Source organism: Pseudomonas sp. NFX1, from assembly GCF_051123555.1.
Lineage (GTDB): Bacteria > Pseudomonadota > Gammaproteobacteria > Pseudomonadales > Pseudomonadaceae > Aquipseudomonas > Aquipseudomonas capeferrum.
This window is the reverse complement of record NZ_CP169366.1, coordinates 2907881-2934270: the sequence shown is the minus strand read 5'-3', so window position 1 is coordinate 2934270 and position 26390 is coordinate 2907881. Positions and strand designations below refer to the sequence as shown.

At 63.4% G+C, this 26390-nt stretch carries 20 protein-coding genes; 11 read left to right on the top strand and 9 right to left on the bottom strand.

Features of this window, described 5'->3' with window-relative positions:
• Nucleotides 1-17 precede the first annotated feature (17 nt).
• From ppsA to DJ563_RS13165, 8 genes are all read left to right on the top strand, one after another.
• The gene (gene ppsA / locus DJ563_RS13200) at nt 18-2393 is read left to right on the top strand and encodes a phosphoenolpyruvate synthase (RefSeq protein ID WP_274097347.1); all 2376 of its coding nucleotides are present in this window, start codon (nt 18-20) and stop codon (nt 2391-2393) included.
• A 66-nt stretch (nt 2394-2459) separates the two neighbouring features.
• Complete coding sequence (locus tag DJ563_RS13195; protein WP_434519659.1) at nt 2460-3488, top strand: alpha/beta fold hydrolase; 1029 nt, start codon at nt 2460-2462, stop codon at nt 3486-3488.
• A 142-nt stretch (nt 3489-3630) separates the two neighbouring features.
• Entirely contained in the window at nt 3631-4122 is a 492-nt protein-coding gene (rraA, locus tag DJ563_RS13190) for a ribonuclease E activity regulator RraA (protein ID WP_274097349.1), read from the top strand.
• Nucleotides 4123-4149: 27 nt separating this feature from the next.
• Complete coding sequence (locus DJ563_RS13185; RefSeq protein ID WP_434519658.1) at nt 4150-5145, top strand: zinc transporter ZntB; 996 nt, start codon at nt 4150-4152, stop codon at nt 5143-5145.
• Between the two features lie 121 nt (nt 5146-5266).
• Nucleotides 5267-5530 (top strand): hypothetical protein, encoded by a 264-nt coding sequence (locus DJ563_RS13180; protein WP_033700486.1) that lies wholly within the window; start codon nt 5267-5269, stop codon nt 5528-5530.
• 2 nt (nt 5531-5532) lie between these two features.
• Nucleotides 5533-6357 (top strand): mechanosensitive ion channel family protein, encoded by an 825-nt coding sequence (locus tag DJ563_RS13175; RefSeq protein WP_033700485.1) that lies wholly within the window; start codon nt 5533-5535, stop codon nt 6355-6357.
• 112 nt (nt 6358-6469) lie between these two features.
• Nucleotides 6470-7036, top strand: coding sequence for an RNA polymerase sigma factor SigX (gene sigX, locus DJ563_RS13170; RefSeq protein WP_033700483.1), 567 nt, complete (start codon nt 6470-6472; stop codon nt 7034-7036).
• Nucleotides 7037-7147: 111 nt separating this feature from the next.
• Nucleotides 7148-8182 (top strand): OmpA family protein, encoded by a 1035-nt coding sequence (locus DJ563_RS13165; protein WP_274097351.1) that lies wholly within the window; start codon nt 7148-7150, stop codon nt 8180-8182.
• 87 nt (nt 8183-8269) lie between these two features.
• Here the strand turns inward: DJ563_RS13165 and cobA are convergent, their stop codons facing one another.
• The 5 genes from cobA to DJ563_RS13140 form a co-directional block, all read right to left on the bottom strand.
• On the bottom strand, nt 8270-9013 hold the full coding sequence (gene cobA, locus DJ563_RS13160) for a uroporphyrinogen-III C-methyltransferase (RefSeq protein WP_434519657.1): 744 nt from the start codon (nt 9011-9013) through the stop codon (nt 8270-8272).
• Nucleotides 9014-9040: 27 nt separating this feature from the next.
• Nucleotides 9041-10711: a bifunctional protein-serine/threonine kinase/phosphatase gene (locus DJ563_RS13155; protein WP_274097353.1), complete on the bottom strand. Its 1671-nt coding sequence runs from the start codon at nt 10709-10711 to the stop codon at nt 9041-9043.
• Nucleotides 10712-10720: 9 nt separating this feature from the next.
• Nucleotides 10721-11932, bottom strand: a complete 1212-nt coding sequence (locus tag DJ563_RS13150; protein WP_047583276.1) for a nitrate/nitrite transporter — start codon at nt 11930-11932, stop codon at nt 10721-10723.
• A gap of 165 nt (nt 11933-12097) precedes the next feature.
• A complete protein-coding gene (locus DJ563_RS13145; protein WP_186653930.1) occupies nt 12098-12673 on the bottom strand; it encodes an ANTAR domain-containing response regulator in 576 nt (191 codons plus the stop codon).
• Between the two features lie 10 nt (nt 12674-12683).
• Nucleotides 12684-13898, bottom strand: coding sequence for a CmpA/NrtA family ABC transporter substrate-binding protein (locus DJ563_RS13140; protein ID WP_434519656.1), 1215 nt, complete (start codon nt 13896-13898; stop codon nt 12684-12686).
• A gap of 136 nt (nt 13899-14034) precedes the next feature.
• On the opposite strand from DJ563_RS13140, the gene DJ563_RS13135 reads away from it, so the two are divergent.
• Nucleotides 14035-15057, top strand: a complete 1023-nt coding sequence (locus DJ563_RS13135) for a quinone-dependent dihydroorotate dehydrogenase (RefSeq protein WP_274097355.1) — start codon at nt 14035-14037, stop codon at nt 15055-15057.
• 107 nt (nt 15058-15164) lie between these two features.
• Here DJ563_RS13135 and rmf read toward each other — a convergent pair whose 3' ends face one another.
• On the bottom strand, nt 15165-15380 hold the full coding sequence (rmf, locus tag DJ563_RS13130; protein WP_003248687.1) for a ribosome modulation factor: 216 nt from the start codon (nt 15378-15380) through the stop codon (nt 15165-15167).
• Nucleotides 15381-15941: 561 nt separating this feature from the next.
• On the opposite strand from rmf, the gene rlmKL reads away from it, so the two are divergent.
• Together rlmKL and DJ563_RS13120 are read left to right on the top strand one after the other, a co-directional pair.
• Complete coding sequence (rlmKL, locus tag DJ563_RS13125) at nt 15942-18134, top strand: bifunctional 23S rRNA (guanine(2069)-N(7))-methyltransferase RlmK/23S rRNA (guanine(2445)-N(2))-methyltransferase RlmL (RefSeq protein ID WP_274097356.1); 2193 nt, start codon at nt 15942-15944, stop codon at nt 18132-18134.
• A 94-nt stretch (nt 18135-18228) separates the two neighbouring features.
• The gene (locus DJ563_RS13120; RefSeq protein ID WP_274097357.1) at nt 18229-20634 is read left to right on the top strand and encodes a sensor domain-containing diguanylate cyclase; all 2406 of its coding nucleotides are present in this window, start codon (nt 18229-18231) and stop codon (nt 20632-20634) included.
• A 78-nt stretch (nt 20635-20712) separates the two neighbouring features.
• On the opposite strand, the gene dacB is transcribed toward DJ563_RS13120, so the two are convergent.
• The 3 genes from dacB to DJ563_RS13105 all read right to left on the bottom strand — a co-directional run bounded on the left by dacB (nt 20713) and on the right by DJ563_RS13105 (nt 26383).
• Nucleotides 20713-22170, bottom strand: a complete 1458-nt coding sequence (gene dacB / locus DJ563_RS13115) for a D-alanyl-D-alanine carboxypeptidase/D-alanyl-D-alanine endopeptidase (RefSeq protein ID WP_274097358.1) — start codon at nt 22168-22170, stop codon at nt 20713-20715.
• Between the two features lie 196 nt (nt 22171-22366).
• On the bottom strand, nt 22367-22711 hold the full coding sequence (locus DJ563_RS13110; RefSeq protein ID WP_047583280.1) for a YggL family protein: 345 nt from the start codon (nt 22709-22711) through the stop codon (nt 22367-22369).
• Between the two features lie 63 nt (nt 22712-22774).
• Nucleotides 22775-26383 (bottom strand): ATP-binding protein, encoded by a 3609-nt coding sequence (locus tag DJ563_RS13105; protein ID WP_434519655.1) that lies wholly within the window; start codon nt 26381-26383, stop codon nt 22775-22777.
• Nucleotides 26384-26390: the final 7 nt, after the last annotated feature.

Below are 26390 nucleotides of genomic sequence, written 5' to 3'. Positions count from 1 at the left end.
TTAGTGGAGAGATCACCTTGGTAGAGTACGTAGTTTCCCTCGAAAAGCTCGGCGTCCATGATGTGGAGCATGTGGGGGGCAAGAACGCATCCCTGGGCGAGATGATCAGCAACCTTGCGGGTGCTGGTGTATCGGTGCCGGGCGGCTTTGCCACTACGGCGCAGGCGTACCGCGATTTTCTCGAACAGAGTGGTCTCAACGAGCGTATCCATGCCGCGCTCGATGCGCTGGATGTCGATGACATCAATGCCCTGACCAAAACCGGCGCGCAGATTCGCCAGTGGGTCATGGAAGCCGAATTCCCGGCGCGTCTTGATTCGGAAATCCGTACGGCCTTCGCTGAAATGGCCGCAGGCAACGACAACATGGCCGTAGCCGTGCGCTCGTCTGCCACCGCCGAAGACTTGCCGGACGCCTCGTTCGCCGGCCAGCAGGAAACCTTCCTCAACATCCGTGGCGTCGACAACGTGATCCGCGCGGCCAAGGAAGTGTTCGCCTCGCTGTTCAACGACCGCGCCATCGCCTACCGCGTGCACCAGGGCTTCGACCACAAGCTGGTGGCCCTGTCTGCCGGCGTGCAGCGCATGGTCCGTTCGGAAACCGGCACCGCCGGTGTGATGTTCACCCTCGACACCGAGTCGGGCTTCCGCGACGTGGTGTTCATCACCGGCGCCTATGGCCTGGGTGAAACCGTGGTGCAGGGTGCGGTCAACCCTGACGAGTTCTACGTACACAAGCAGACCTTGCAGGCCGGTCGCCCGGCGATCCTGCGCCGCAACCTGGGCAGCAAGGCGATCAAGATGGTCTACGGCGACGAAGCCAAGGCCGGTCGTTCGGTCAAGACCGTCGAGGTCGACCGTGCCGAGCGCGCCCGCTTCTGCCTGAGCGACGCCGAAGTCAACGAGCTGGCCAAACAGGCCATGATCATCGAGCAGCACTACCAGCGCCCGATGGACATCGAGTGGGCCAAGGACGGTGACGACGGCAAGCTGTACATCGTTCAGGCCCGCCCTGAAACGGTGAAAAGCCGCTCCAGCGCCAATGTCATGGAGCGCTACCTGCTGAAAGAAAAGGGCACCGTACTGGTCGAAGGCCGTGCGATCGGCCAGCGCATCGGCGCCGGCAAGGTCCGAGTGATCAACGATGTGTCCGAGATGGACAAGGTGCAGCCCGGTGACGTACTGGTCTCCGACATGACCGACCCGGACTGGGAACCGGTCATGAAGCGCGCCAGCGCCATTGTCACCAACCGCGGCGGGCGTACCTGCCACGCGGCGATCATTGCCCGTGAGCTGGGTATCCCGGCAGTCGTCGGTTGCGGAAACGCCACCCAGTTGCTCAAGGACGGCCAGGGCGTGACAGTGTCCTGCGCCGAGGGCGACACCGGCTTCATCTTCGAAGGTGAGTTGGGCTTCGACATCAAGCAGAACTCGGTCGACGCCATGCCGGACCTGCCGTTCAAGATCATGATGAACGTCGGCAACCCGGACCGTGCCTTTGACTTCGCCCAGCTGCCCAACGCCGGTGTCGGCCTGGCGCGCCTGGAGTTCATCATCAACCGCATGATCGGCGTGCACCCCAAGGCGCTGCTCAACTACGCCGGCCTGCCGGCAGAGTTGAAGGACAGCGTCGACAAGCGCATCGCTGGCTACGACGACCCGGTCGGCTTCTATGTCGAGAAGCTGGTCGAAGGCATCAGCACCCTGGCGGCAGCCTTCTACCCGAAAAAGGTCATCGTGCGCCTGTCGGACTTCAAGTCCAACGAGTACGCCAACCTGATCGGCGGCAAGCTGTACGAGCCGGAAGAAGAAAACCCGATGCTGGGCTTCCGCGGTGCTTCGCGTTACATCAGCGAATCGTTCCGTGACTGCTTCGAGCTCGAGTGCCGTGCCCTGAAGCGCGTGCGCAACGAGATGGGCCTGACCAACGTCGAGATCATGGTGCCGTTCGTGCGCACCCTGGGCGAAGCCAGCCAGGTCATCGACCTGTTGGCCGAAAACGGCCTGGCCCGTGGCGACAATGGCCTGCGCGTGATCATGATGTGCGAGCTGCCGTCCAACGCGATTCTGGCCGAAGAGTTCCTCGAGTACTTCGACGGCTTCTCGATCGGCTCCAACGACCTGACCCAGCTGACCCTGGGCCTGGACCGTGATTCGGGTATCATCGCGCACCTGTTCGACGAGCGTAACCCGGCCGTGAAGAAGCTGCTGGCCAACGCCATCCAGGCGTGCAACAAGGCCGGCAAGTACATCGGCATCTGCGGCCAAGGCCCATCGGACCACCCGGACCTGGCCAAATGGCTGATGGAGCAGGGCATCGAAAGCGTGTCGCTGAACCCGGACTCGGTGCTCGAGACCTGGTTCTTCCTGGCCGAGGGCCAGGGCGCAGCCTGATACAGTGGATTGCGGGGGCGCGTCTGGCGCGCCCCCGCCTGGTTTGATCCAGGGCGAGTTCCAGTAATGGTTCCCGCCCTTTTTTGTGCACCAAGCAACCTTATGCAAAGCAGCAGCACTTTATTTCCCGTGGCCTTGCTCAGCGCTGAGCGGCGAGGCGACTTGAGCGAAGACGTGTACCGGATCAAGGCCGGCAACAGCCCTGACCCGAGCGTCGAGCTGGCCGTGACTCGCCTTGGCCTGGCCGATCAGGGCGAGGTTCAAGGCGTGCCGGTCATTCTTCTGCACGGCAGTTTTTCCAATCGGCGCTTCTGGTATTCGCCCAAAGGGGTCGGCCTGGGCGCGTTTCTGGCCCGCGCAGGTTTCGATGTGTGGGTACCGGAGATGCGCGGCCATGGCCTGTCGCCGCGCAATCGCCAGTGGCAGCACAACCGTGTCGCCGACTATGCCCGCGATGACTTGCCGTTGATAGGCGCTTTCGTGCTGGAGCAAACGGGCCAAGCGCCGCACTGGCTTGGCCATTCCCTGGGCGGGACAACCCTGGCCGCCGCACTGGGTGGCAGCTACCTGCCAACCGAGCAGGTGGCCAGTGCCGCGTTCTTTGGTACCCAGGTCAGCCGTGTGTACTGGCCGTTGAAAGTGCCGCCGGTGGTGTGGGGGGCGAAGTTGCTGCTCAAGCGCTGGCGGCAGATTCCCGGGCAGCGACTTAAGCGTGGCCCCGAGGACGAACCGATCGGCTTGGCACTTGAAAGCATGCGCTGGCATGGCCTGTTCGGGCGCTTTGGCGACAAGGACAACGACTGGTGGGCGGGCCTTGCGCAGGTGGATGTGCCGGTGCTGGCGGTGGCCGGTGCGGGCGATTACCAGGACCCGGTCTGGGCTTGCCGCAAGCTGTTCGACCAGTTGGGCGGGGAGCGCAAACAGTTTCTGCGCTTGGGCCGCGAGGAAGGCTTCGATGCGTTCGGGCATGTCGACATGCTGGTCAGCAAGGCCGCGCAGGCACAGGTCTGGCCGTTGGTCGAACGCTGGTTGAGGGACCCGTCGATGCCGGTGCATGCGTCGACTCTGGTGGCGTCGGCTGTGCCAGCCAGCTGATTCCATGCTGCCTGCACTGGCCCCGCGAAGAGGCCAGTGCCGAAGGAATGCAACTGACTGCTCGGTCCCGGATGACGTCAACAGCTTCCTCGGTGTAGCCTTGGCCCATACCCGCTTTCGTTGTGACTGACAGGAGCTTCCCATGCAGCATTACGTAACGCCCGACCTGTGTGACACCTACCCTGACCTGGTCCAGGTGCTCGAACCCATGTTCAGCAACTTCGGCGGCCGCGATTCGTTCGGTGGCCAGATCGTCACCCTCAAGTGCTTCGAAGACAACTCGCTGGTCAAGGAGCAGGTCGAGCTCGACGGCAAGGGCAAGGTCCTGGTGGTCGACGGTGGCGGTTCGCTGCGATGTGCGCTGCTGGGCGACATGCTGGCCGAGAAAGCGGCCAAGAACGGCTGGGAAGGCCTGGTGATCTACGGTTGTGTGCGTGACGTGGACATCTTGATCCAGACCGACGTCGGCGTGCAGGCCTTGGCCAGCCACCCGAAAAAAAGCAACAAGCGTGGCATCGGCGAGCTCGACGTGCCGGTGACCTTCGCCGGGGTGACCTTCCGCTCGGGTGAATATGTGTATGCCGACAACAATGGCGTGCTGGTTTCGCCAAGCCCGCTGAAAATGCCGGAGTGATGCGCCGCACGCGCTGATGGAGCTTTGATGTTCGAGGAAGACAACGCGCAGTGGGGGCTGGTGCATGCCCTGGTGCTCGATGGCAAAGGCGGCGCGCGCTCGATTGCCCGTACCGAACTGGACGACCTGCAACTGCACCCCCAGGAAAGCCTTTGGCTGCACTGGGACCGCAGCCATCCACAAACCCGCACCTGGCTGCTGCGCGACAGCGGCCTGAGCGAGTTCGCCTGCGAACTGCTGCTGGAAGAAAACACCCGGCCGCGCTTGTTGCCGCTGGTGGACGAACAGTTGTTGCTGTTCTTGCGCGGGGTCAACCTCAACCCGGGCGCCGAACCTGAAGACATGGTCTCGGTGCGCATCTTCGCCGAGGCGCAGCGGGTCATCTCGCTGCGCTTGCGGCCGCTTCGGGCCAGTGACGAGATGCTCCAGTTGCTCGGCGAGGGCAGGGGGCCGAAGTCGGCTTCGGAGTTATTGCTGCTGATGGGTGAGCTGCTGACCGAGAAGGTCCAGGGCCTGGTCAGCGACCTGTCCGAGCTGGTCGACCTCGAGGAAGAAAAGGTCGAATCCGACGAACGGTACACCCCGGAGCAGGGCAGCCTGCAGCAGATCCGCCGCCGCGCGGCCGGCTTGCGACGTTTTCTGGCGCCGCAGCGGGAAATCTACGCACAGCTGTCACGCAGCAAGTGGAGCTGGTTCGCTGATGCCGATGCCGACTACTGGAACGAGTTGAACAACAGCCTGATCCGCTATCTCGAGGAGCTGGAGCTGACCCGCGAGCGGGCCGCATTGGTGCTTGAAAGCGAGGACCGGCGGCGCAGCGAGCGCATGAACCGCACCATGTACCGCTTCGGCATCATCACCTGCATCTTCCTGCCCATGAGCTTCATCACCGGCTTGCTGGGCATCAATGTCGGCGGCATTCCGGGGGCGGAAAACCCCTACGGCTTCTTGTTTGCCTGCATCATCGTGCTGGGGCTGGCGGTAGGGCAGTGGTGGCTGTTCCGTCGGCTGCGGTGGGTCTAGGTGTTGAATTCCTTGCCTGCGAAGCAGGCGACAGCGGTTCATTTTGCACCACACGCCCCCAGGCGATGTGTGACCCATGCCCCGGCGCTCTCGTCTCTGTCAGATACTGCGCGAGGTGCCCATGCACGATCCGTTTGAAGAATCCCTGCGCGACCTGCTCAAGGCGTCGCCGTCCGGCCAGGACCGAGACGACGCCGCCTGCCTGGGTCGTGTGCTGAAAACCGCCAACCGCCAGGTCGGTGCGGGTGATCTGTTCAGCCTGCTTGGCCGTTGGAGCCAGGCGCTGCTGATCGCCGTCAACAATGGCTCGGCGCATGTAGCGCCGGTGCGCAGAAACTCTACCCGCAACGCTGCCACCGGCAGCAAAGCAGATAAGGCCGATTGAATATGGAACTGGATCTCTGGACCCAAAGCCTGGTCACCGCCATGACTGCCCTTTGGACCAAGGTGGCGAACTTCATCCCTAACCTGTTCGGCGCCCTGGTCGTGGTGCTGCTTGGTTTCGTGGTGGCCAAGCTGCTCGATACGCTGCTGTCCAAACTGCTGGCCAAACTCGGCCTGGACCGCCTGATGGCAGGTACCGGGCTGACCAAGATGCTGAGCCGCGGTGGCATCCAGGTGCCGATTTCGACCCTCATCGGCAAGATCGTCTACTGGTTCGTATTGCTGATCTTCCTCGTCTCGGCCGCGGAATCGCTGGGCCTTGAGCGGGTTTCGGCGACCCTCGACATGCTCGCCCTGTACCTGCCGAAAGTATTCGGTGCGGCGCTGGTGCTACTGGCCGGTGTGCTGCTGGCGCAGGTGGCCAATGGCCTGGTGCGCGGCGCTGCCGAAGGCATTGGCCTTGAGTATTCTGCAGGCCTTGGGCGTATCACCCAAGGCCTGGTGATCATCATCAGCATCTCGGTGGCCATCAGCCAGCTCGAGGTCAAGACCGACCTGCTCAACCACGTGATCGTCATTGGGCTGATTACCGTTGGTCTGGCCGTTGCCTTGGCCATGGGCCTCGGCAGCCGCGAAATCGCCGGACAGATACTGGCCGGTATTTACGTGCGTGAGCTGTATCAGGTCGGCCAGCAGGTGCGGATTGGAGAGGTCGAAGGGCATATCGAGGAAATCGGCACGGTCAAGACGACGCTGTTGACCGATGATGGCGAACTGGTGTCGCTGTCTAACCGTGTGCTGCTTGAGCAGCGCGTCAATAGTCGCTAACCGCACAAAAGCTGTTAATGTATGCCGCCGCGAAATCGACCCCCGGGGTCGCGCGGCGACATTGACCTGACTGTCGGCCAGATTCGTTTTGAATAAAGTTCATTCGCCGCCCATGCGTTATGACCCCCGCGAGCTCACCGACGAAGAGTTGGTGGCGCGTTCGCATGAGGAGCTGTACCACGTTACCCGCGCCTATGAGGAGCTCATGCGGCGCTACCAGCGGACCCTGTTCAACGTCTGTGCGCGTTATTTGGGGAACGACCGGGATGCCGACGATGTCTGTCAGGAGGTGATGCTCAAAGTGCTGTACGGGCTGAAGAACTTCGAGGGCAAATCGAAGTTCAAGACCTGGCTCTACAGCATCACCTACAACGAGTGCATTACCCAGTACCGCAAGGAGCGCCGCAAACGTCGGCTGATGGATGCCTTGAGCCTGGACCCTGTTGAAGAGGCGTCCGAGGACAAGGCTCCGAAACCCGAAGAAAAGGGCGGGCTGGACAAGTGGCTGGTGCATGTGAACCCGATCGACCGGGAAATCCTGGTGCTGCGATTTGTCGCAGAGCTGGAATTTCAGGAGATCGCCGACATCATGCACATGGGCCTGAGCGCGACGAAAATGCGTTACAAGCGCGCGCTAGACAAGCTTCGGGAGAAATTTCACGGGCTCGATGAAACTTAAGCGTGTGCAAATATCTCTAACGAATCGGCGAGTTCTGCTAGACTTGCCGTCGAGTTGTCCCCCTTGTTGTTGGTGGGACTGCTTAACTATCACCAGATGGGGATTTAACGGATGAAATTGAAAAACACCTTGGGCTTGGCCATTGGTTCGCTTGTAGCCGCCACTTCGATTGGCGCTATGGCACAAGGTCAAGGCGCCGTCGAAACTGAAATCTTTTACAAAAAAGAATTCTTCGACAGCCAGCGCGACTTCAAGAACGACGGCAACCTGTTCGGCGGTTCGATCGGTTACTTCCTGACCGACGACGTTGAACTGCGTCTGGGCTACGACGAAGTTCACAACGCTCGTGGCGAAGACGGCAAGAACATCAAGGGCTCGAACACCGCCCTGGACGCCGTTTACCACTTCAACAACCCGTACGACGCCATCCGTCCGTACGTTTCCGCTGGTTTCTCGCACCAGTCGCTGGGCCAGACCGGCCGTGGCGGTCGTGACCACTCCACCTTCGCCAACGTTGGCGCTGGCGCCAAGTGGTACATCACCGACATGTTCTACGCCCGTGCCGGCGTTGAAGCTCAGTACAACATCGACCAGGGCGACACCGAGTGGGCCCCGAGCGTTGGCGTTGGTCTGAACTTCGGCGGTAGCCCGAAGCAAGCTGAAGTTGCTCCAGCCCCAGTTGCCGAAGTCTGCTCCGACAGCGACAACGATGGCGTCTGCGACAACGTCGACAAGTGCCCAGACACCCCGGCCAACGTCACCGTTGACGCCGACGGCTGCCCGGCTGTTGCCGAAGTCGTTCGCGTTGAGCTGGACGTCAAGTTCGACTTCGACAAGTCGGTCGTCAAGCCTAACAGCTACGGCGACATCAAGAACCTGGCTGACTTCATGAAGCAGTACCCATCGACCACCACCACCGTGGAAGGTCACACTGACTCCGTGGGTCCAGACGCTTACAACCAGAAGCTGTCCGAGCGTCGTGCCAACGCTGTCAAGCAAGTACTGACCAATCAGTACGGCGTAGAATCCAGCCGTGTTGAATCGGTTGGCTACGGCGAGACCCGTCCGGTTGCTGACAACGCCACCGAAGAAGGTCGCGCTGTTAACCGTCGCGTTGAAGCGCAAGTAGAAGCTCAGGCCAAGTAATTGGTTTGATGCTTCATGAAAAACCCGGCCTCGGCCGGGTTTTTCTTTGCCTGTGATTTAGGGGGTGACACTGAGATTCTGGGGCTGCTACGCAACCCTTTCGCAATGCAAGGCTGCGCTTACAGCGCCGGTGACGACCTCGCCGATCACCAGAATCGCCGGGCTGCTTAGCCCGAACGCCCGCGCATCCTCAACCATCCCCTGTACATCACTGCGGCATTCGCGCTGCTGCGCCAATGACGCATTCTCGATCATCGCCACCGGCATATGCGCAGCCATCCCGCCGGCCAGCAGGCCTTGGCGAATCTGCTCCAGCCGCGCAACGCCCATGTACACCACCAACGTCGTACCGCCCTGGGCCAGCGCCGCCCAGTTCAGCTCGCTGTCATCCTGGGTGTGTGCCGTTACCAGGGTCACGCCGCGGCTCACCCCGCGTGAAGTCAGCGATATACCGCATTGCGTCGCGCCTGCCAGGCCCGCGGTAATGCCGTTGACCAGCTCCACGTCTATGCCATGCCCTTGCAGCCAGGCAGCCTCTTCGCCGCCACGGCCGAAGATGCACGGATCGCCCCCTTTGAGCCTGACCACGCAGCGCCCCTGGCGCGCATGGCGCAACATCAGGCGCTGGATAAAGGCTTGAGGCGTGGACCGGCAGCCGCCGCGCTTGCCCACGGCCATCACCCGTGCCTGGGGGCAATGCTCCAGCACTGCGGGGTTGACCAGGTCGTCGATCATCACCACCTGGGCTTGCTGCAATGCGCGCACGGCCTTGAGGGTAAGCAGTTCGGGGTCACCAGGGCCGGCTCCGACCAGCCAGACTTTCGCATTCATCGTTGTTTCCTCATCGGCAAGGTGTACTCAGCCCTTGAGCAGGACGAGCAGCACTATCAGGTTGCACAGCAGGGACAGCAGGGCCAGGGTGCGCCAGACTTTCAGCGGTTCGCGCTCCAGCAAGGGCCGGGGGCGGTGGGCCAGCTCCTGGCGGTCGCCGCGTTCGAGCAGCAACAACCAGTGCTCGGCGGTTTCAAAGCGTTGCGCCGGGTCGGCCGCCACCGCTTGCAGCAGGTTGTGCTGCAACCATTCCGGCAGGTCGGGGCGATAGCGCGAAGCGTTGACCGGCTGGCCGAAGCGTGGTCGCTGGAACGGCTCCACTTCGCCATAGGGGTAGTGCCCGGTCAGCAGCTGGTAAAGCGTCACGCCGACGGCATAAAGGTCTTGCCGCGGGCTGGGTGGTTGGCCGTCGAAGGCTTCCGGGGCGATATAGGATGGCGTGCCAGGCAGCTCGTGCTGCGGGTCTTCAGACAAGCCGGGGCAATACGCCAGGCCGAAGTCCAGCAGCCGCAACTGTCCATCGGCGCCAAGGTGCAGGTTGTCTGGCTTGATGTCGCGGTGCAGCAAGTTGCGCCGATGCAGTACGCCGACCGCTTGCAGCAGTTGACGGGCGATCTCCAGCCACTGCGCCAAGGGCAGCGGCCCGTGCTCGGCGAGCAGTGCCGAAAGGCTCTGGCCGGGGTATTCGCGCATCACGTAATACAGGTGCTGGCGCTGGCTGGCGACGTGGAGTTCGGGGAAGTGTCGCCCTGCGACCCGGCGCAGAAACCACTCTTCCATCAACAACCCTTGGGCTGCCCCTGGCTCCTGTTCGCGCGCGCTGGGCAGGGTCTTGAGCAGCCAGGGCTGGCCGTGGCCGTCACGTACCCGATACAGCAGCGATTGACGGCTGTGGGAGAGCAGGGTGTCGACCTGCCAACCATCGAGCGCCTGGCCTTCGCGCAGGGGGCCGGGTACAGGCCACTGTTGCAACTGCGCCAGGGTATCGCCCAGGTTGGCCGTACCCAGCTGTTGCACCTGCACCAGCAGGGCGCTGGCGTTGTCCTGGCTGCCATTGAGGTGAGCGCTGGCGACCAGAGTGTCGGCGGCCAACTGCAGGTCGGGTTGCTCGCGCAAGACCGCCTGGATGTGCTGGTCCCCCAGGCTGGCCCAGACGCCGTCGCTCACCAACACGTAGCACTCGCCCGCCTGCAGTTCACCTTCCAGGTAATCGACCAGCAGTTGTTGGTCCAGGCCCAGCGCGCGCTTGAGCACATGCTGCATGCCCGGTTGGTCCCAGACGTGGTCTTCGCTCAGGCACTGCAGGTGCCCTTGGTGCCAGCGGTAGACCCGGCAGTCGCCAACATGCGCCAAGGTAAAACGCCGCCCGCGTAGTACCAGTGCGCTGAGCGTGGTCAGCAGCGGTTGGCCGCTACCCTGGGCACGCAGCCAACGGTTCTGCGCAAGCAGCAGGCGGTCCAGCGCCTGCGCCACGCTCCAGGTGGCGGGGGTGGCGTAATAGTCCAGGGCCAGGGCCTGCAAGCTGGCGCGTGCTGCCAGGCCGCCATCGGCGCACTGGCTGACACCGTCGGCGAGGGCGAACAGGTAGCCTTTGCTGGCGGCCAGTTCCGGCGCCGGCGTGACCAGGCGCAGGGCATCCTGGTTTTCCGCGCGCGGCCCGGTGGCGCTGGCGTGGGCAAAGCTCAGTTGCAGGCTCATCGGCGTGCCTCAGACCCGCGCCGCAGTCACGGCGGCCGAGCCCCAGGTGGTGCGCCAGCGCTGTTTGACGCCATGCAGGCCGAACCAGGCCAGCAGGCCGAGGCTGGCGAACAGCCACAGCCCCAACTGGTAGTCACCGGTGTGCTGCTTGATGGTGCCAAGCCCCGCAGCCAGCAGGAAGCCGCCAATACCACCGGCCATGCCGATCAGCCCGGTCATCACGCCGATCTCCTGGCGAAAACGTTGCGGCACCAGCTGGAATACCGCGCCATTGCCGGCGCCCAGGCCGAGCATGGCGCTGACGAACAGTGCCAGGGCAGCGGTTGCGCTGGGCAGGTTGAAGCCGACTGCGGCGATGCAGATGGCGGCCACGCTGTACATGCCCAGCAAGGTGCGGATGCCACCGAAGCGGTCGGCCAGCGCGCCGCCGAGTGGGCGCATCAGGCTGCCGGCAAAGACGCAGGCGGCCGTGTAGTAGCCGGCGGTGACCGGGCTCAGACCATATTGGTCACTGAAGTAGCCGGGCAGGGCGCTAGCCAGGCCGATGAAGCCGCCGAAGGTCACGCTGTAGAAGAACATGAACCACCAGCTGTCGCGGTCACCGAGGGCCTTGAGGTAGTCGGCCATGGCCTTGCGCTTGGGCCGCTCGGGTGCGTTGCGCGCCAGCAGGGCGAATACCACCAGGGTCAGCGACAGCGGGATCAGGGCGAAGCCGAACACGTTGTTCCAGCCAAAGCCTGCGGCCAGGGCGGGCGCCAACAACGCCGCGAACACCGTGCCCGAGTTGCCGGCACCGGCGATACCCATGGCCTTGCCCTGGTGCTGAGGCGGGTACCACTGCGAGGCCAGCGGCAGCGAAACGGCGAACGAGGCCCCGGCAAAACCCAGGAAGACGCCCAGCAGCAGGGCTTGCTCGTAGCTGTGCACGCCCAGGTACCAGGCGCCGGCCAGGGCAATGATGACCACGACCTGGCCGATCAGGCCGGCGGTCTTGGGCGACAGGCGATCGACCAGCAGGCCCATGGCGAAGCGCAATATCGCACCGGCCAGAATGGGTGTGGCCACCATCAGGCCCCGTTGCTGTGCACTCAGCTGCAAGTCGGCGGCAATTTGCACCGCCAGCGGGCCGAGCAGGTACCAGACCATGAAGCTCAGGTCGAAATACAGGAATGCAGCGAACAGTGTGGGCACATGCCCGGATTTCCAGAAGCTGGTACTCATTGAACACCTCACTCGGCAAAGCAACGGAACGAAAAAGACGCCGCTACCCGGTCCACGGCTGTGGAGGGGTGAGCGACGTCTTTGTCGGGATCAAGTGGGGCAACCGCCGTTGGCTACCGGTGTGGTTTCTTCAGCAAGAGCTGGGCCAACTCGCTCCTTCGGGTTTCAGCCCAACATTTCGTGCATGGCGATGATCTGCTCGGCCACCTGGATCAGCTTTTGTTGCCGGCTCATGGCCTGGCGGCGCATCAGGGTGTAGGCCTGCTCTTCGTTGCAGTCCTTCATCTTCATCAGCAAACCTTTGGCCTGTTCGATGCGCTTGCGCTCGGCCAGCTGCTGGTCGCGCGCCACCAGCTGCGCCTTGAGCGCCTGGTCGCTCTCGAAGCGGGCCATGGCCACATCCAGGATTGGCTGCAGCCGCGCGGCGTGGATGCCCTCGACGATGTAGGCGCTGACCCCCGCCTGGATAGCCTGGCGCATCACGCCCGGGTCATGCTCGTCGGTGAACAGCACGATGGGCCTTGGGCGGTCGCGGCTGACCAGCACCACTTGTTCCATCACGTCGCGATCCGGTGAGTCGGTATCGATCAACACGACGTCCGGGTGCACCGTTTCGACGCAGGCGGGCAGGTCGATGGTCAGGCCCGGGGCTTCGATGACGTCAAAGCCGGCCTCGCTCAGGGCCGCCTTTAGCCTGCCCAGCTTGTTTTGAGTGTCGTCGATCAACAGGATACGCAGCATGTTCATCCCCTCACAGGCCAGCGCAGGCTTCGGGTGTGTCGCCCAGGGCATGCAGGCGGAAGCTGCGGGCATAGCCGTAGGGGTCGCTGCCGTCCCAGCGTGTACCGTCGATCAGCAGGCTGCTGCGCATCGGCAGGCCGTGACAAGGGATACCGAGGGTGTCTGCGGCTTCGCGGTAGAGCCCCAGTTGCTGAACCTGGCTGGCCACGCCGAGGTAGTCGGGGTCGTCGCGTAGCAGGCCCCAGCGGCGGAACTGGGTCATGAACCACATGCCATCGGACAGGTACGGCAGGTTGGCCTGGCCCTGGTTGAACAGGCGCAGGGCGTGGGGGTCGTGCCACTGGTTGCCCAGCCCGTCCTGGTAGTCGCCGAGCAGGCGTGGCTCGATGTTGCCCACCGGGGTGTCGAGGTAGGCACTGGCGCTGAGCAACTGCGCGGTGCTGCGGCGGTTTTCAGGGCTTTGCTCGATGAAGCGGCTGGCCGCGAGGATCGCCTTGATCAAGGCGCGGGCACTGTTGGGGTACTGCTCGGCGAAGGTGCGGGCGCACGCGAGGACCTTCTCCGGGTGGTCCGGCCAGATCGACTGGCTGGTTGCCAAGGTAAAACCCTGGCCCTTGCCGACAGCATCGGCTGACCAGGGCTCGCCGACACAGAAACCGTCGATGCGGCCTGCCTGGATATGCGCGGCCATCTGTGCCGGCGGTACCACCACGCTGTCGACATCGCGCAGCGGGTGGATGCCTTGGCTCGCCAGCCAGTAGTACAACCACATGGCGTGGGTGCCCGTGGGGAAGGTCTGGGCAAAGGTCAGGCGTGCGCCATGCTGGTGCACCAGGCGCGCCAATGCCTCAGGGCTGGTCACACCCTTGCGTTGCAGGGCAGGGGAAAGGTTGATGGCCTGGGCATTCTGGTTCAGCCCCATGAGCACGGCCATGTCACTGGCCGGCACACCACCGATGCCCAGGTGCACGGCATAGGCCAGGCCGTACAGGCAGTGCGCGGCATCCAGTTCGCCGCTGACCAGTTTGTCGCGCAGCCCCGCCCAGGAACCCTGGCGCTTGAGGTTGAGGGCCAGGCCGTGCTGCTGGGCAAAACCCTGGGTGGCGGCGACCACCACCGAGGCGCAATCGGTCAGGGCCATGAAGCCAATGTTCAGGCTGGGTTTTTCCGGCGCGTCGCTGCCGTTGACCCAGGCCAGGGGCGTTGCTCGGGGTGCTGTGTTCACAAGGTTCCTCGCCCGTACTGAAAAGGCAGTGCGGTGTGCGAAGCAACGCATGTGCCAAGCGGCCGAGGATTTACTGTCATGCCAGCCGTGCGCTGGCTATAATCGCCCCCTCATTCACCCCGAGCCTTGCCCGCCCATGTATACCCTGGCCCGCCAGCTGCTGTTCAAGCTTTCCCCGGAAACCTCCCACGACCTGTCCCTGGACCTGATCGGTGCCGGTGGCCGTCTTGGCCTCAATGGCATGCTGTGCAAGCAGCCGGCGGCCTTGCCGGTGTCGGTCATGGGCTTGAACTTCGCCAACCCGGTGGGCCTTGCCGCTGGCCTGGACAAGAACGGCGCGGCCATCGATGGCTTTGCTCAGTTGGGCTTCGGCTTCGTCGAGATCGGTACCGTCACACCGCGCCCGCAGCCGGGCAATCCGAAGCCGCGGATTTTCCGCCTGCCGGAAGCGACGGCGATCATCAACCGCATGGGTTTCAACAACCTGGGCGTCGATCACCTGCTCAAGCGCGTGCGAGCTTCGCGCTACAACGGCGTGCTGGGCATCAACATCGGCAAGAACTTCGACACCCCGGTCGAGCGTGCGGTCGATGACTACCTGATCTGCCTGGACAAGGTCTATGCCGACGCTACCTACATCACCGTCAACGTCAGTTCGCCGAATACGCCGGGGCTGCGCAGCCTGCAGTTTGGCGACTCGCTGAAGCAGTTGCTCGATGCCTTGGCCGAGCGCCGCGAGCAGTTGGCGGTTACGCAGGGCAAGCGCGTGCCGTTGGCGATCAAGATCGCCCCGGATATGAGTGATGAAGAAACCGCACTGGTGGCTGCTGCGTTGATGGAATCGGGCATGGACGCGGTGATCGCCACCAACACCACGCTGAGCCGTGAAGGCGTCGAAAGCTTGCCTTATGGGGGCGAAGCCGGTGGTTTGTCGGGTGCACCGGTACTGGAGAAGAGTACTCACACGGTGAAGGTGCTGGCAGGTGAGCTGGGCGGCAAGCTGCCGATCATTGCTGCCGGTGGTATCACCGAGGGGCGTCACGCCGCCGAGAAAATCGCCGCGGGGGCCAGCCTGGTGCAGATCTATTCGGGCTTCATCTATAAAGGCCCTGCGCTGATCCGCGAGGCGGTGGACGCCATCGCCGCGATGCCAAGGTAACCTTCAGTTTTTAACCGGCCATAAAAAGGGCCCCGTCAAGGGGCCCCTGGGCCTTCGCCCGCCGCCCGGATGGGGCGTGCATGGTAAATCGAATTCAGTGTCCTCGATCAGCCAACGGCGTGATTTTCGTTGAGTCTATGGATGCCAGCGGTGCCAGTCATGCCGTCCCAGTTATCACCGCGACCTTCACGCCAGCCGTTGATCCAGGCTTGGCGAACAGAAGGAAGATTGAACGGGCAAAGTTCGCGGGATTTGCCGGTGACCCCGTATTGGTAGCCACGTGAATATGCTCTTTCCAACGGATCACGCTTAAGTCTTCTCATAGGGTGTTGCCCTCACTTGTTGACTGTAATGTCCCGTCGGCCTCTCCGAGGCCGGGCAGAGTCTTTCTGCCGGTTTGCGCTCGCTGCCGGCGTGGCGAGCTGAAGGTGCCGCCTCGTTGCGAAGCGGCCTAAGACCAGTTCTAACGAATGCGAGTCACGGTGTGAATGATCGATTTGTCATAAGCACGTAACCTTTCCAAGGGTGAAGTGATAAGTAAATAAATGCGACTCAACCTTATTTGGCGTTGAGCCCGCTATGATCGGGGTTTGCCGATCATTGACGTCATTTCGCCAGCGTTGCTGGGCCATGACAGAATTATTTTGAAATGCGACGAAGGGTCACATCGGTCCCTGAATCGCTCGAATTTTTCAAACTGCCTGATGATCTAAGCTGTCTTTGCCCCTGGCGAAGTGCTGATCGGTCAGGCGGCCCGGTCGTTCTGCTGCGCAGTTGTGCGCAGGGGAGGGCCACTCGGATGCCTGCTGGAAGGGTGTTCGGGCAAACATCGCGGGGCGATGCGTCGCCTCGTCAGTCAAATAGCCAAAGGCTCTGGAATCCTCATGTCGGACCGTTTCGAACTCTATCTCACCTGCCCCAAGGGCCTGGAAGGCCTGCTCGCCGAAGAGGCCAAGGGCCTCGGCCTCGATGAGGTGCGCGAGCACACCTCGGCCATTCGCGGCGCCGCCGACATGGAAACCGCCTACCGCCTGTGCGTCTGGTCGCGCCTGGCCAACCGAGTGTTGCTGGTGCTCAAGCGCTTCAACATGAAGAACGCCGACGACCTCTACGACGGCGTCAACGCGGTTGACTGGGCCGACCACCTGGCCGCCGACGGTACGCTTGCGGTGGAGTTCAGCGGCCATGGCTCGGGCATCGACAACACCCATTTCGGTGCGCTCAAGGTCAAGGACGCCATCGTCGACAAGCTGCGCAACCGTGAAGGCCTGCGCCCGTCGGTGGAAAAGATCGACCCCGATGTGCGTGTGCACCTGCGCCTGGACCGCGGCGAGGCGATTCTCTCGCTCGACCTGTCCGGCCACAGCCTGCACCAGCGCGGCTACCGCTTGCAGCAAGGTGCCGCGCCGCTCAAGGAAAACCTGGCGGCGGCTGTGCTGATCCGCGCCGGTTGGCCGCGCATCGCTGCCGAAGGCGGCGCCCTGGCCGACCCGATGTGCGGTGTGGGTACCTTCCTGGTCGAAGCCGCAATGATTGCCGCCGATATGGCACCTAACCTCAAGCGCGAGCGTTGGGGCTTCAGCGCCTGGCTTGGCCATGTGCCGGCACTGTGGCGCAAGGTCCATGACGAGGCGCAAGCGCGCGCGCAGGCCGGCCTGGCCAAGCCACCGCTGTGGATCCGTGGCTACGAGGCCGACCCGCGGCTGATCCAGCCGGGGCGCAACAACGTCGAACGTGCCGGCCTGAGCGACTGGGTAAAGATCTACCAAGGCGAGGTCAGCACCTTCGAGCCGCGGCCAGACCAGAACCAGAAAGGCCTGGTCATCAGCAACCCGCCTTACGGCGAGCGCCTGGGCGACGAAGCCAGCCTGCTGTATCTCTATCAGAACCTGGGCGAACGTTTGCGCCAGGCCTGCATGGGCTGGGAAGCGGCGGTGTTCACCGGGGCGCCGGAGCTGGGCAAGCGCATGGGCATCCGTAGCCACAAGCAATACGCATTCTGGAACGGTGCGCTGCCGTGCAAGCTGCTGTTGTTCAAGGTGCAGCCTGACCAGTTCGTTACCGGCGAGCGTCGCGACCCTCAGGCTGAAAACGGCGAGGCCCGGCGCCAGGAGCCACAGGCAAGCGAGCCTGCGCGCCTGTCGGAAGGTGCGCAGATGTTCGCCAATCGTCTGCAAAAAAACCTCAAGCAACTGGGCAAGTGGGCCCGTCGCGAGCAGGTCGACTGCTACCGCCTGTACGATGCCGACATGCCCGAGTACGCCCTGGCAGTCGACCTCTACCAGGACTGGGTGCACGTGCAGGAATACGCGGCACCCCGCTCGATCGACCCAGAGAAGGCCCAGGCGCGTCTGCTCGATGCCCTGGCCGCGATTCCGCAGGCACTGGGTATCTCGCCCCAGCGCGTGGTGCTCAAGCGCCGCGAGCGCCAGAGCGGCACCCGTCAGTACGAGCGCCAGGCCACCGAAGGGCGCTTCCAGGAAGTCAACGAAGGCGGCGTCAAGCTGCTGGTCAACCTCACCGACTACCTGGACACCGGCCTGTTCCTCGACCATCGCCCGATGCGCATGCGCATCCAGCGCGAGGCTGCCGGTAAGCGCTTCCTCAACCTGTTCTGCTACACCGCCACGGCAACCGTGCATGCGGCCAAGGGCGGCGCGCGCAGCACCACCAGCGTCGACTTGTCGAAAACCTACCTGGACTGGGCGCGGCGCAACCTGTCGCTCAATGGTTTCTCCGAGCGCAACCGCCTGGAGCAGGGCGATGTGATGGCCTGGCTGGAAGCCAACCGCGACACCTATGACCTGATCTTCATCGACCCGCCGACCTTCTCCAACTCCAAGCGCATGGAAGGTGTGTTCGACGTACAGCGTGACCATGTGCAACTGCTGGACCTGGCGATGGCGCGGCTGGAGCCAGGTGGCGTGCTGTACTTCTCCAACAACTTCCGCAAGTTCCAGCTGGATGAGCACCTGATGGCGCGTTACGCAGTGGAAGAAATCACCGCCCAGACGCTTGACCCGGATTTCGCCCGCAACAACCGTATCCACCGCGCGTGGCGCCTGCAATTGCGCTGAAGCGACGAGGTGCATTGCGCCGCTAATGGCCAATAGCTATAACTGACGGCAGGGCAAGATAATCCGCAGGACGCTGACGTGACGAGATGGGTTTATGTCCAAGTTTGGCGTACGTGCGAGGTTTCTTGGCCTGTGCAGCGAAGGGGTGTCCGCCTGGGCCGTGGCGCTGGTGGCCTTGGTGGCTGGCGGCCTGCTGTCGGCCACCCTGGCGCTTGCCGCGCACACCTTCTACAAGCAGCAACTGCGCCAGCGCTTCGAGTTGCTGGCCAGCGAGCGCTACAGCCGCATCGCCGAGCGTTTTGATGATCAGCAGCAGCGCCTGGACGGGCTGCGGCGGTTTTTCAGCTTCTCCAATGAAATCACCCCCCGCGAATTCGAAGGTTACGCACGGCCCTTGCTGCAGCGCACTTTGGCTTACGCCTGGGCGCCGCGCGTAGAGGCGGCGCAGCGTGCCGATTTCGAGCAGCGCACCTCGGCCTGGTTGGGCCAGGGCTACGTGATCCGCGATCAGGATGCACAGGGCAACTGGCAGCCGGCGCCACTGCGTGACCATTACTTTCCGGTGCTCTACACCCAGTCAGCTGATCAGCCGGCACTCCCTTACGGGCTCGACCTTGCTGGCCAGGGTGCGCGCCAGGCAACCCTGGCGCGTGCGCTGGAGCCTGGCAGCATGGCGGTGTCCGAACCCCTGCACATCATGGATGCCGGGGCTGGGCGGCCGGCAGCGCAGGCACGTGGCCTGCTGATGGTGGCGCCAGTGTTCTCCGACGCAGCGCCGCATGGCGCGGCGGTGGGTTATGTGATGGCGTTGCTCAACCTGCGCGAGCTCATCAGCGATGGGTTGCCGGCCCCGGCCGATGACAATCTGGTCGTGCGCATCGAAGACCCTTCCGGGCTGCAAGGGCCTGAAGTGGTGTTCGACTCCCAGAACGAGGCAGCACCCCTTGCGTTGGCGAGCAGCCAGTTGCTGCACCTCGCCGACCACCCATTCCAGCTGTTTGTCCGGCCGAGCATGGCGTTTCTGAAGGCCAACCGTTCATCGGCTGCACTGGCGGTGGGGCTGTTGGGCGGGCTGTTGAGCCTGTTGCTCAGTACCTTGCTCTACAGCCTGTTCAGCCAGCGCCAGCGCGCCTTGACCCTGGTCGAGCAGCGCACCGCAGAGCTTCGAGTCAGCGAGCAATCGCTACGCGGTACGCACAACCAGTTGCGCAGCGTGCTGGATGCCGCGACCCAGGTGGCGATCATCGCTACCAACCTCAAGGGGGTGGTCAGCACCTTCAATGCCGGTGCCGAGCGCATGCTCGGCTATTCGGCCAGCGAGGCGATCGGCCAGCTGCGCCTGGAGGACCTGGTGCTGCCTGAAGAGCTCAGCCAGCGCGCCCATGCCTTGAGCCAGCGCTACGGGCGGCGTATTGCCGGTGGCCAGGCGATGTTTGCCGAAACGGTGCAGGAAAGCGGTGCCGAGCCGGGCGAGTGGACCTTGCTGCGCGCCGATGGCAGCCATCTGCTGGCCAACATGTTGGTCACGGCCATGCTCGATGAACAAGGCCTTTGGGTCGGCTACCTGGCGATCTGCATCGATGTCACGGAACGGCGCCGGGTGCATGAGGCGCTGGCGGCGCGTGACCGGCTGCTGGAAAAACTCAGTGCCGAGGTACCCGGCGGCATCTATCAGTACCGCCTGGATGCCGATGGCAGCTCGTGCTTCCCGTATGCCAGCAAAGGCCTGTACGACATCTACGAGGTCGACCTGCAGCAGCTGCGCGAGGACGCCACGCTGGTGTTCGAGCGTATCCACCCCGATGACCTGGACCGCGTACGCCGGTCGGTGCGCTACTCGGCCGACCACCTCACGCCGTGGCGCGAGGAGTACCGGGTCTGCCTGCCGCGTGTGGGCTTGCGCTGGGTGCGCGGCGAAGCGACACCAGAGGTCGGCGATGCGGGGTGTACCCTTTGGCATGGCTACCTGACCGACATCTCCGACCTCAAGGGGGTGGAGGAGGAGTTGCGTGCGCTATCGGTGACCGACGCGCTCACCGGTATTCATAACCGGCGCTATTTCCAGGAGCGGCTCAAGGTCGAGCTGGATCGCGCTCAGCGTGATGGCTTGGCGTTGGCGGTGATCATGCTCGATATCGATCACTTCAAGCGCATCAACGACCAGTTCGGCCACGCGGTGGGTGACCTGGTGCTGCGCAGCCTGTGCCAGCGCATCGCCCTGCGCTTGCGACGAACCGACGTGTTCTGCCGGCTGGGCGGGGAGGAGTTCATGGTGCTGTGCCCGGGTAGCGATGCCGAGCAGGCGCGGCTGCTGGCGATGGAGCTGTGGCAGGGGGTGCGCAACGTACCGATCGAAGGGGTAGGCGAGGTGACTGCGAGCTTCGGTGTGGCGGGGTGGCGGCCAGGCGAGGGGGCCGATGCCTTGTTGTGGCGCGCGGATGCCGGGGTGTATGCCGCCAAGCAAGCGGGGCGGGACCGCGTGGAAGGCGAGTTGAGCTGAGCCCTGCACGGGCTCGGTGGCCGGCAAACACGGGGGCCGTTCCTTCGGCCCCCAACCGGTGTTTAGGCCGGGACTGGGTCAGTTGGCCGCAGTACTGGTGCCCAGTTTCGGCTGGCGATAGAGGTCCAGCAGCACCTGGTCAAGCACCTGCGATGCGCCCCACGGTTTCGGGTCGTTGAGAATGGCCGCGACCGCCCAGGTATGCCCGTTGCTGTCGCGGCTGAAGCCCGCGATGGCCCGTACGGTATTCAGGGTGCCGGTCTTGATGTGCCCCTCACCGGTCATGGCCGTGCGTTTCAGGCGCTTGCGCATGGTGCCGTCCATGCCCACCAGCGGCATGGAGCTGATGAACTCGGCCGAGTAGGGGCTCTTCCAGGCAGCCTGCAGCAGCGCGGCCATCTCGCGGGTGCTGACGCGTTCGGCGCGCGACAGGCCGGAGCCGTTCTCCATCACCAGGTGAGGTGCAGTAATGCCTTTTTTCGCCAACCACTGGCGAACGACGCGTTGCGCCGCACGGGCATCATCGCCATCGGCATCGGTACGGAACTGTGCACCCAGGCTGAGGAACAGCTGCTGGGCCATGGTGTTGTTGCTGTACTTGTTGATGTCGCGGATCACTTCCACCAGGTCGGGCGAGAAGGCCCGTGCCAGCAGGCGTGCGCTCTTGGGCACGTTCTCGATACGATCGCGGCCCTGGATGCTGCCACCGAGCTCGTTCCAGATCGCTCGCACGGCGCCAGCGGCGTAGGTCGGGTGATCGAGCAGCGACAGGTAGGTCTGCGAGTTGCAGCCATCGCCAAGTTGGCCGCTGACCACCACGCTGACGCCATCGGCCTGGGGCACAGGGTTGTAGCGCACGTCACCCTTGCACTGCTTGGACGCCACGGCCTTGACCTGGTTGTCGATGCGGATGTTGGCAATCGGCGGTTCGACGGCGATGGTCACCTTGCCACCATCGTTGCGGGCGACAAAGCGCAGTGCCTTGAGGTTGACCAGCAACGAGTCAGGTTTGACCAGGAACGGCTTGTTGACGTCGCCGCCATCATCGTTGAACTGCGGCAGGTTGGGCTGCACGAAGTGGCTGCGGTCCAGTACCAGGTCACCGCTGATGGTGCGCACGCCGTTGGCGCGCAGGTCACGCATCAGCAGCCACAGTTTTTCCATGTTCAGCTTCGGGTCGCCGCCACCTTTGAGGTACAGGTTGCCGTTGAGCACACCGTTGCTCAAGGTGCCGTCGGTGTAGAATTCGGTCTTCCACTGGAACGTCGGGCCGAGCAGTTCAAGGGCTGCGTAGGTGGTGACCAGCTTCATGGTCGAGGCCGGGTTCACCGAGACATCGGCGTTGAACACGGTCGCCGCGCCTGGCCCATCCAGCGGCAGCATCACCAAAGACAGCGCGGTGTCTTGCAGCTTGTTGGCTTTAAGCGCCTGCTGCACCTTGGCTGGCAGGCTGGTATTGACGGCGGCGGCCTGGCTGGGCAGGGCGAAGGGCAGGAGCAGGCCGGCGAGAACGAGGGGACGGAGCGTTTTGATCATATTCAGTAAATACCCTGCGGCGAGGGAGAAGGACATTGGGGCTGTAAGAGATGATGGCCCCAGGACGAAATAGAACGCGCATTATGCCCCAAGCTTAGCCACGATGGGCCACGTTCGACACAAAAGCGACGCCAACAAAAAAGGCCACCCCGAAGGGTGGCCTTTTCAGCGTGCAAGCCGCTGGGTAGCGCAGGTATCACTCGGCCGCGTTGATCGCGTTGCCCGGATACCATGCGTCGAGCAGCGGGCTGACTTCGATCTTGGTCAGTTCGCTGCGGCCCTTGAGCCAGGCTTCGACGGCAGCACGCTGCTCTTCGGTGACCGAACCGCGTTTGGCCGAGCACACCAGACCGAAATCGTCACCGCCTACGTAGTCGAGGCCGTTGGCGTCCATGGCTTCTTCCAGGAAGGCATCGAGGAATGCGTCGATCGCCTGATCATCCAGGTCTTCCTTGAAGTCCAGGTTCAGCTCGAAGCCCAATTCCTGAAACTCGTCGACACACAGCTTTTTGCGCAGGCGGCGGGAGCGGTTAGTGGCCATGAAACAATCCTCTTAGGTAATATCGCCGCGCAGTCTACCAGCTTCGGCGTGTGGCTGCCTTGCTCATTCAAGCCCGCCGGTAGCCTTGATGTCAGCGGCCAACGCCTTCTCCACCCGGCGCATGTGCCGGGCCAGTGCCTGGCGCCGTAGGCGTAGTTGCGGTGTCGGCAACGCGGTGTTCTGCAGCGCTTCGCACGCCGCCATCAGCTCGGGCGCCTCCAGCATGCGGGCGGCGCTGAGGATCTTGTGCGCCTGGTCGGCAACGGCGTCGGCGTCTTGCGCGGGCAGGCTCATCAGAATCACCAGGTCCGTTTGCAGGCTCTCGTGCAGGGCGGCCAGAAAGCGCTGGCGGTCGTTCGGGGCTTGGCCGACGATCGTGCCCAGGCCCTCCAGGTCGAACAGTTTGCGCCGCCATGGCTGTCGGCCCCGTGGGCTGATGCCGGCCAGGCGCTGGCTCAGGGTGGTCAGGCTGATGGGTTTGAGCAGACAGTCATCCATGCCGGCATCCAGGCACTTGCGCATGACCTCGGGCTGGGCGTTGGCGGTATAGCCGAGGATGGTACAGCGCGATTGCCCGAGTTGCCGTTCTTCGGCACGTACGGTACTGGCCAGCTGGTAGCCGTTCATGTGCGGCATGTTGCAGTCGAGCACCAACACATCGAAGGCGCCTGCACGCCACAGGCTCAAGCCTTCACGGCCATCCCTGGCGCAGGTGTGGCCCAGGCCCAGGTAACCCAGCTGCTGCGCCATCAACTGCAGGTTGGCGGGATGGTCGTCGATCACCAGCACGTTCAGGCGTGGATCGGGTACGTCGACAGGTTCGATCACCGGCCTCTCGACAGCGTCGGCGCTGACAACTTGCAACGGCATTTTCAAGCGAACCTGGGTGCCGACATCTTCGAGGCTCTTGATGGTCAGCGTGCCTCCCATCATTTCGCACAGGCTCCGGCAGATCGCCAGGCCAAGGCCAGTGCCTGCGCGGGCACCCTGGCTGTGCGGGTTGGCCTGGATGAATGGGTTGAACAGGCGTTGCAAGTCATCGGCGTGAATACCGATGCCGCTGTCACGTACTTCCAGCTCTAGGGTCGGGTAAGGGGAGGCTTCTGCTTCCTGCAGGCAAACGCAGATGCGTACCTGGCCATGCTCGGTGAACTTGATGGCGTTGCTGACCAGGTTGGACAGCACCTGCTTGAAGCGCAGCGGGTCGAGCAATGCATGGCAGCGGGCCGCCGGTTCGATCATCACCTCCAGGGCCAGGCCCTTCTGCCGCGCCTGGCCATCGAAGATGCGGCCCACCGACTCGACCAGTGCGGCCAGGTCGACCGGCTCCGGAGTGAGTGACAGATGCCCGGATTCGATGCGCACGATATCGAGGATATCGCCGATCAGCCCCAGCAGGTCCTTGGCCGAATGGTGGGCCAGTTCCAGGGCTGAACGGTCCACCCGCCCCTGGTCGGCACGTTTGACGGCAAGTTCGAGCATGCCGATGACGGCGTTCATCGGGGTACGGATTTCATGGCTGATGGTGGCCAGGAACGTGCTTTTGGCACGGTTGGCATCTTCGGCTTGCTGCTTGGCCTGGCGCAGTTCCTGGACCAGTTGGCGCCGTTCGCTGATATCGATCCAGCCGCCGATGATGCCTTGTACCTCGCCCAGCGAGTCGCGGTACGGCAGGATCCAGTGGTAGATGGTCATTTCTCGGCCTTTGACCCGCAGCGGCCGATCGATGATAAGCGGGGTCCCGGCGGCCATGACCTTCAGGTAATCGGCCTGGATCTGGTGAGTATGTTCGCAGTCAGCGAACAGGCTTTGCTCCAGGCGCTTGCCCATGACCTCGTCGCTGCAGGCCTGAACGGCTTCCAGGTAGCTGTCGTTGCAACTTTGCAGGCAACCCTCGTGATCACGCACGTACATGGGGTGCGGTGTGCCGTTGAGCAGCGCACGCATGAATGCCAGCTGGTCGTTCAACGCCCGCTCGGCGCTTTGACGCTGCTTGATCTGCAGGCGCAGGCGGGCATTCCAGATCAGTGCCAGCAGCAGCAACAGCCCGGTACCCAGCAGCACCTGCCAGGCGAGCCGGCGAAAGCTTTGCCAGGTGCTGTCGTCATGCACGCCGTAACCACGCCAGCGGTTGTTGATCACCCCCAGTTCTTCCGGCGGAATGCTCAACAACGCCTTGTCGAGGATCGATACCAGCGTCTGTGAATGGCTGGCGGCTGCCATGGCGTAGCTGGCCGGCTCGCTGCCGACGGTGGCGCGTATGACCAGGTCGGGGTGGGTGGCCACCGCATGGTTGGCGTCTATCAAGGTGGTGATCACGGCATCTACAGCACCACTTTTGAGCAGCGCCGTGGAATAGAAGGAGCTCTCGGTCTCGATCCAGCCAATGTGCGGATAGCGCGTGGAAAGGTCATCCATCGCGCTGTAGCGGGTGATTGCGATGCGTCGGTCCTTCAGTTGTTCCAGAGAGGTGTACTGCCCGTTGCTCGCTCGGCTGACCAATACATAGACACTTTCAAGGTAAGGGCGGCTGATTTGCAGGGTCTGCTCGGCCTCACCGTCGGTAGTGAGCGCCGCAATCACATCCGCCCGGCCGTCCTTGAGGCGGGCGATCATGTCGGCGATGCCGCTGGCGCGCTGCACCTCGAAACGCAGGCCGGTGCGCAGGCGGATGAGCTCCAGCAGGTCGGCGGTGATGCCCCTGAAATATCCCGAACCATCGAAGAAGGACAAGGGCGCCGCAGTATCGTCGATGGCCACGCGCATGACCGGGTGGTGTTGCAACCAGAATTCCTCAGCCTCTGTCAGTTGCAGCTTGCGGTCGGTCAGAAGCAGGTCGCTGCCGGCACTCCAGCGCTTGAAGATACTGGTGCGCACGGCTGCAGGCTGATTGTCGAGAATGGCGTTGACCAGCTCCAGCAGCAACGCATCCGCCTTGCGCATGGCAAAGCTGAAGCCGATCGCTTCGTGCTTGCTGAAATTGGCGATGCGCAGGCCAGGCAGGTGGCCGCGATTGAGCTGGTAATGGGTGGAGATGGTGTCGCCGATGAACACGTCGGCCTGGCCAAATGCAACGGCATTCAAGGCCTGGGAAGACGAGCCGAAGGCCAGCAGCTGGGCCTTGGGGTAGGCACTGCCTATCTCCTGCCTCGGCAGGTAGTGGTAGAGCATGCCCAGCCGCATGTTCTCCAGGCCCAGGTCCAGAGGGCGGCGTTCGTCCTCACGGGTGACCAGCACCGGCTGGTCAATGGCATAGGGGTGCGACAGTGCCAGACCGTCCGTTGTCGCTTCATAGCCGTTGGCACTGCCGAGCAGGTCGATATCGCCGCGTTTGAGTGCCTCTACCGCTGCCTGTCTGCTGTTAAAGCGCAGCACGCGTACAGGCAGCTGCAGGGCAAGGCCGATCAGGTTTGCATACTCGGCGGTGAGGCCTTGATAGTCGCGGCCGCCACTGGTGATGTCGAAGGGCGGATAATCGGGCGCAGAGGTACCCAGCACCAGTTCGTGTCGGCTTTCGAGCCATTGGCGTTGCGGGGCCGTGAGCGAAGGCTGTGCTGGCATTACCGGTGAGCGTGCCAGCAGGGCATACGCGGTAACCCCGTGGTGGTTGGCGTGTAGCGCGCCGCTGACCAGTGCCAGGGCGAGTAACAGCCGGGCGATATGGCGCGCCATGAAACCC

Coding starts and splice junctions, on each gene's coding strand:
- DJ563_RS13105 (WP_434519655.1), bottom strand. CDS start 26,383: ATGGCGCGCCATATCGCCCGGCTGTTACTCGCCCTGGCACTGGTCAGC.
- DJ563_RS13110 (WP_047583280.1), bottom strand. CDS start 22,711: ATGGCCACTAACCGCTCCCGCCGCCTGCGCAAAAAGCTGTGTGTCGAC.
- DJ563_RS13120 (WP_274097357.1), top strand. CDS start 18,229: ATGTCCAAGTTTGGCGTACGTGCGAGGTTTCTTGGCCTGTGCAGCGAA.
- DJ563_RS13195 (WP_434519659.1), top strand. CDS start 2,460: ATGGTTCCCGCCCTTTTTTGTGCACCAAGCAACCTTATGCAAAGCAGC.
- DJ563_RS13165 (WP_274097351.1), top strand. CDS start 7,148: ATGAAATTGAAAAACACCTTGGGCTTGGCCATTGGTTCGCTTGTAGCC.
- DJ563_RS13175 (WP_033700485.1), top strand. CDS start 5,533: ATGGAACTGGATCTCTGGACCCAAAGCCTGGTCACCGCCATGACTGCC.
- DJ563_RS13135 (WP_274097355.1), top strand. CDS start 14,035: ATGTATACCCTGGCCCGCCAGCTGCTGTTCAAGCTTTCCCCGGAAACC.
- sigX (WP_033700483.1), top strand. CDS start 6,470: ATGCGTTATGACCCCCGCGAGCTCACCGACGAAGAGTTGGTGGCGCGT.
- DJ563_RS13185 (WP_434519658.1), top strand. CDS start 4,150: ATGTTCGAGGAAGACAACGCGCAGTGGGGGCTGGTGCATGCCCTGGTG.
- rmf (WP_003248687.1), bottom strand. CDS start 15,380: ATGAGAAGACTTAAGCGTGATCCGTTGGAAAGAGCATATTCACGTGGC.
- DJ563_RS13180 (WP_033700486.1), top strand. CDS start 5,267: ATGCACGATCCGTTTGAAGAATCCCTGCGCGACCTGCTCAAGGCGTCG.
- cobA (WP_434519657.1), bottom strand. CDS start 9,013: ATGAATGCGAAAGTCTGGCTGGTCGGAGCCGGCCCTGGTGACCCCGAA.
- DJ563_RS13145 (WP_186653930.1), bottom strand. CDS start 12,673: ATGCTGCGTATCCTGTTGATCGACGACACTCAAAACAAGCTGGGCAGG.
- rlmKL (WP_274097356.1), top strand. CDS start 15,942: ATGTCGGACCGTTTCGAACTCTATCTCACCTGCCCCAAGGGCCTGGAA.
- DJ563_RS13155 (WP_274097353.1), bottom strand. CDS start 10,711: ATGAGCCTGCAACTGAGCTTTGCCCACGCCAGCGCCACCGGGCCGCGC.
- rraA (WP_274097349.1), top strand. CDS start 3,631: ATGCAGCATTACGTAACGCCCGACCTGTGTGACACCTACCCTGACCTG.
- DJ563_RS13150 (WP_047583276.1), bottom strand. CDS start 11,932: ATGAGTACCAGCTTCTGGAAATCCGGGCATGTGCCCACACTGTTCGCT.
- dacB (WP_274097358.1), bottom strand. CDS start 22,170: ATGATCAAAACGCTCCGTCCCCTCGTTCTCGCCGGCCTGCTCCTGCCC.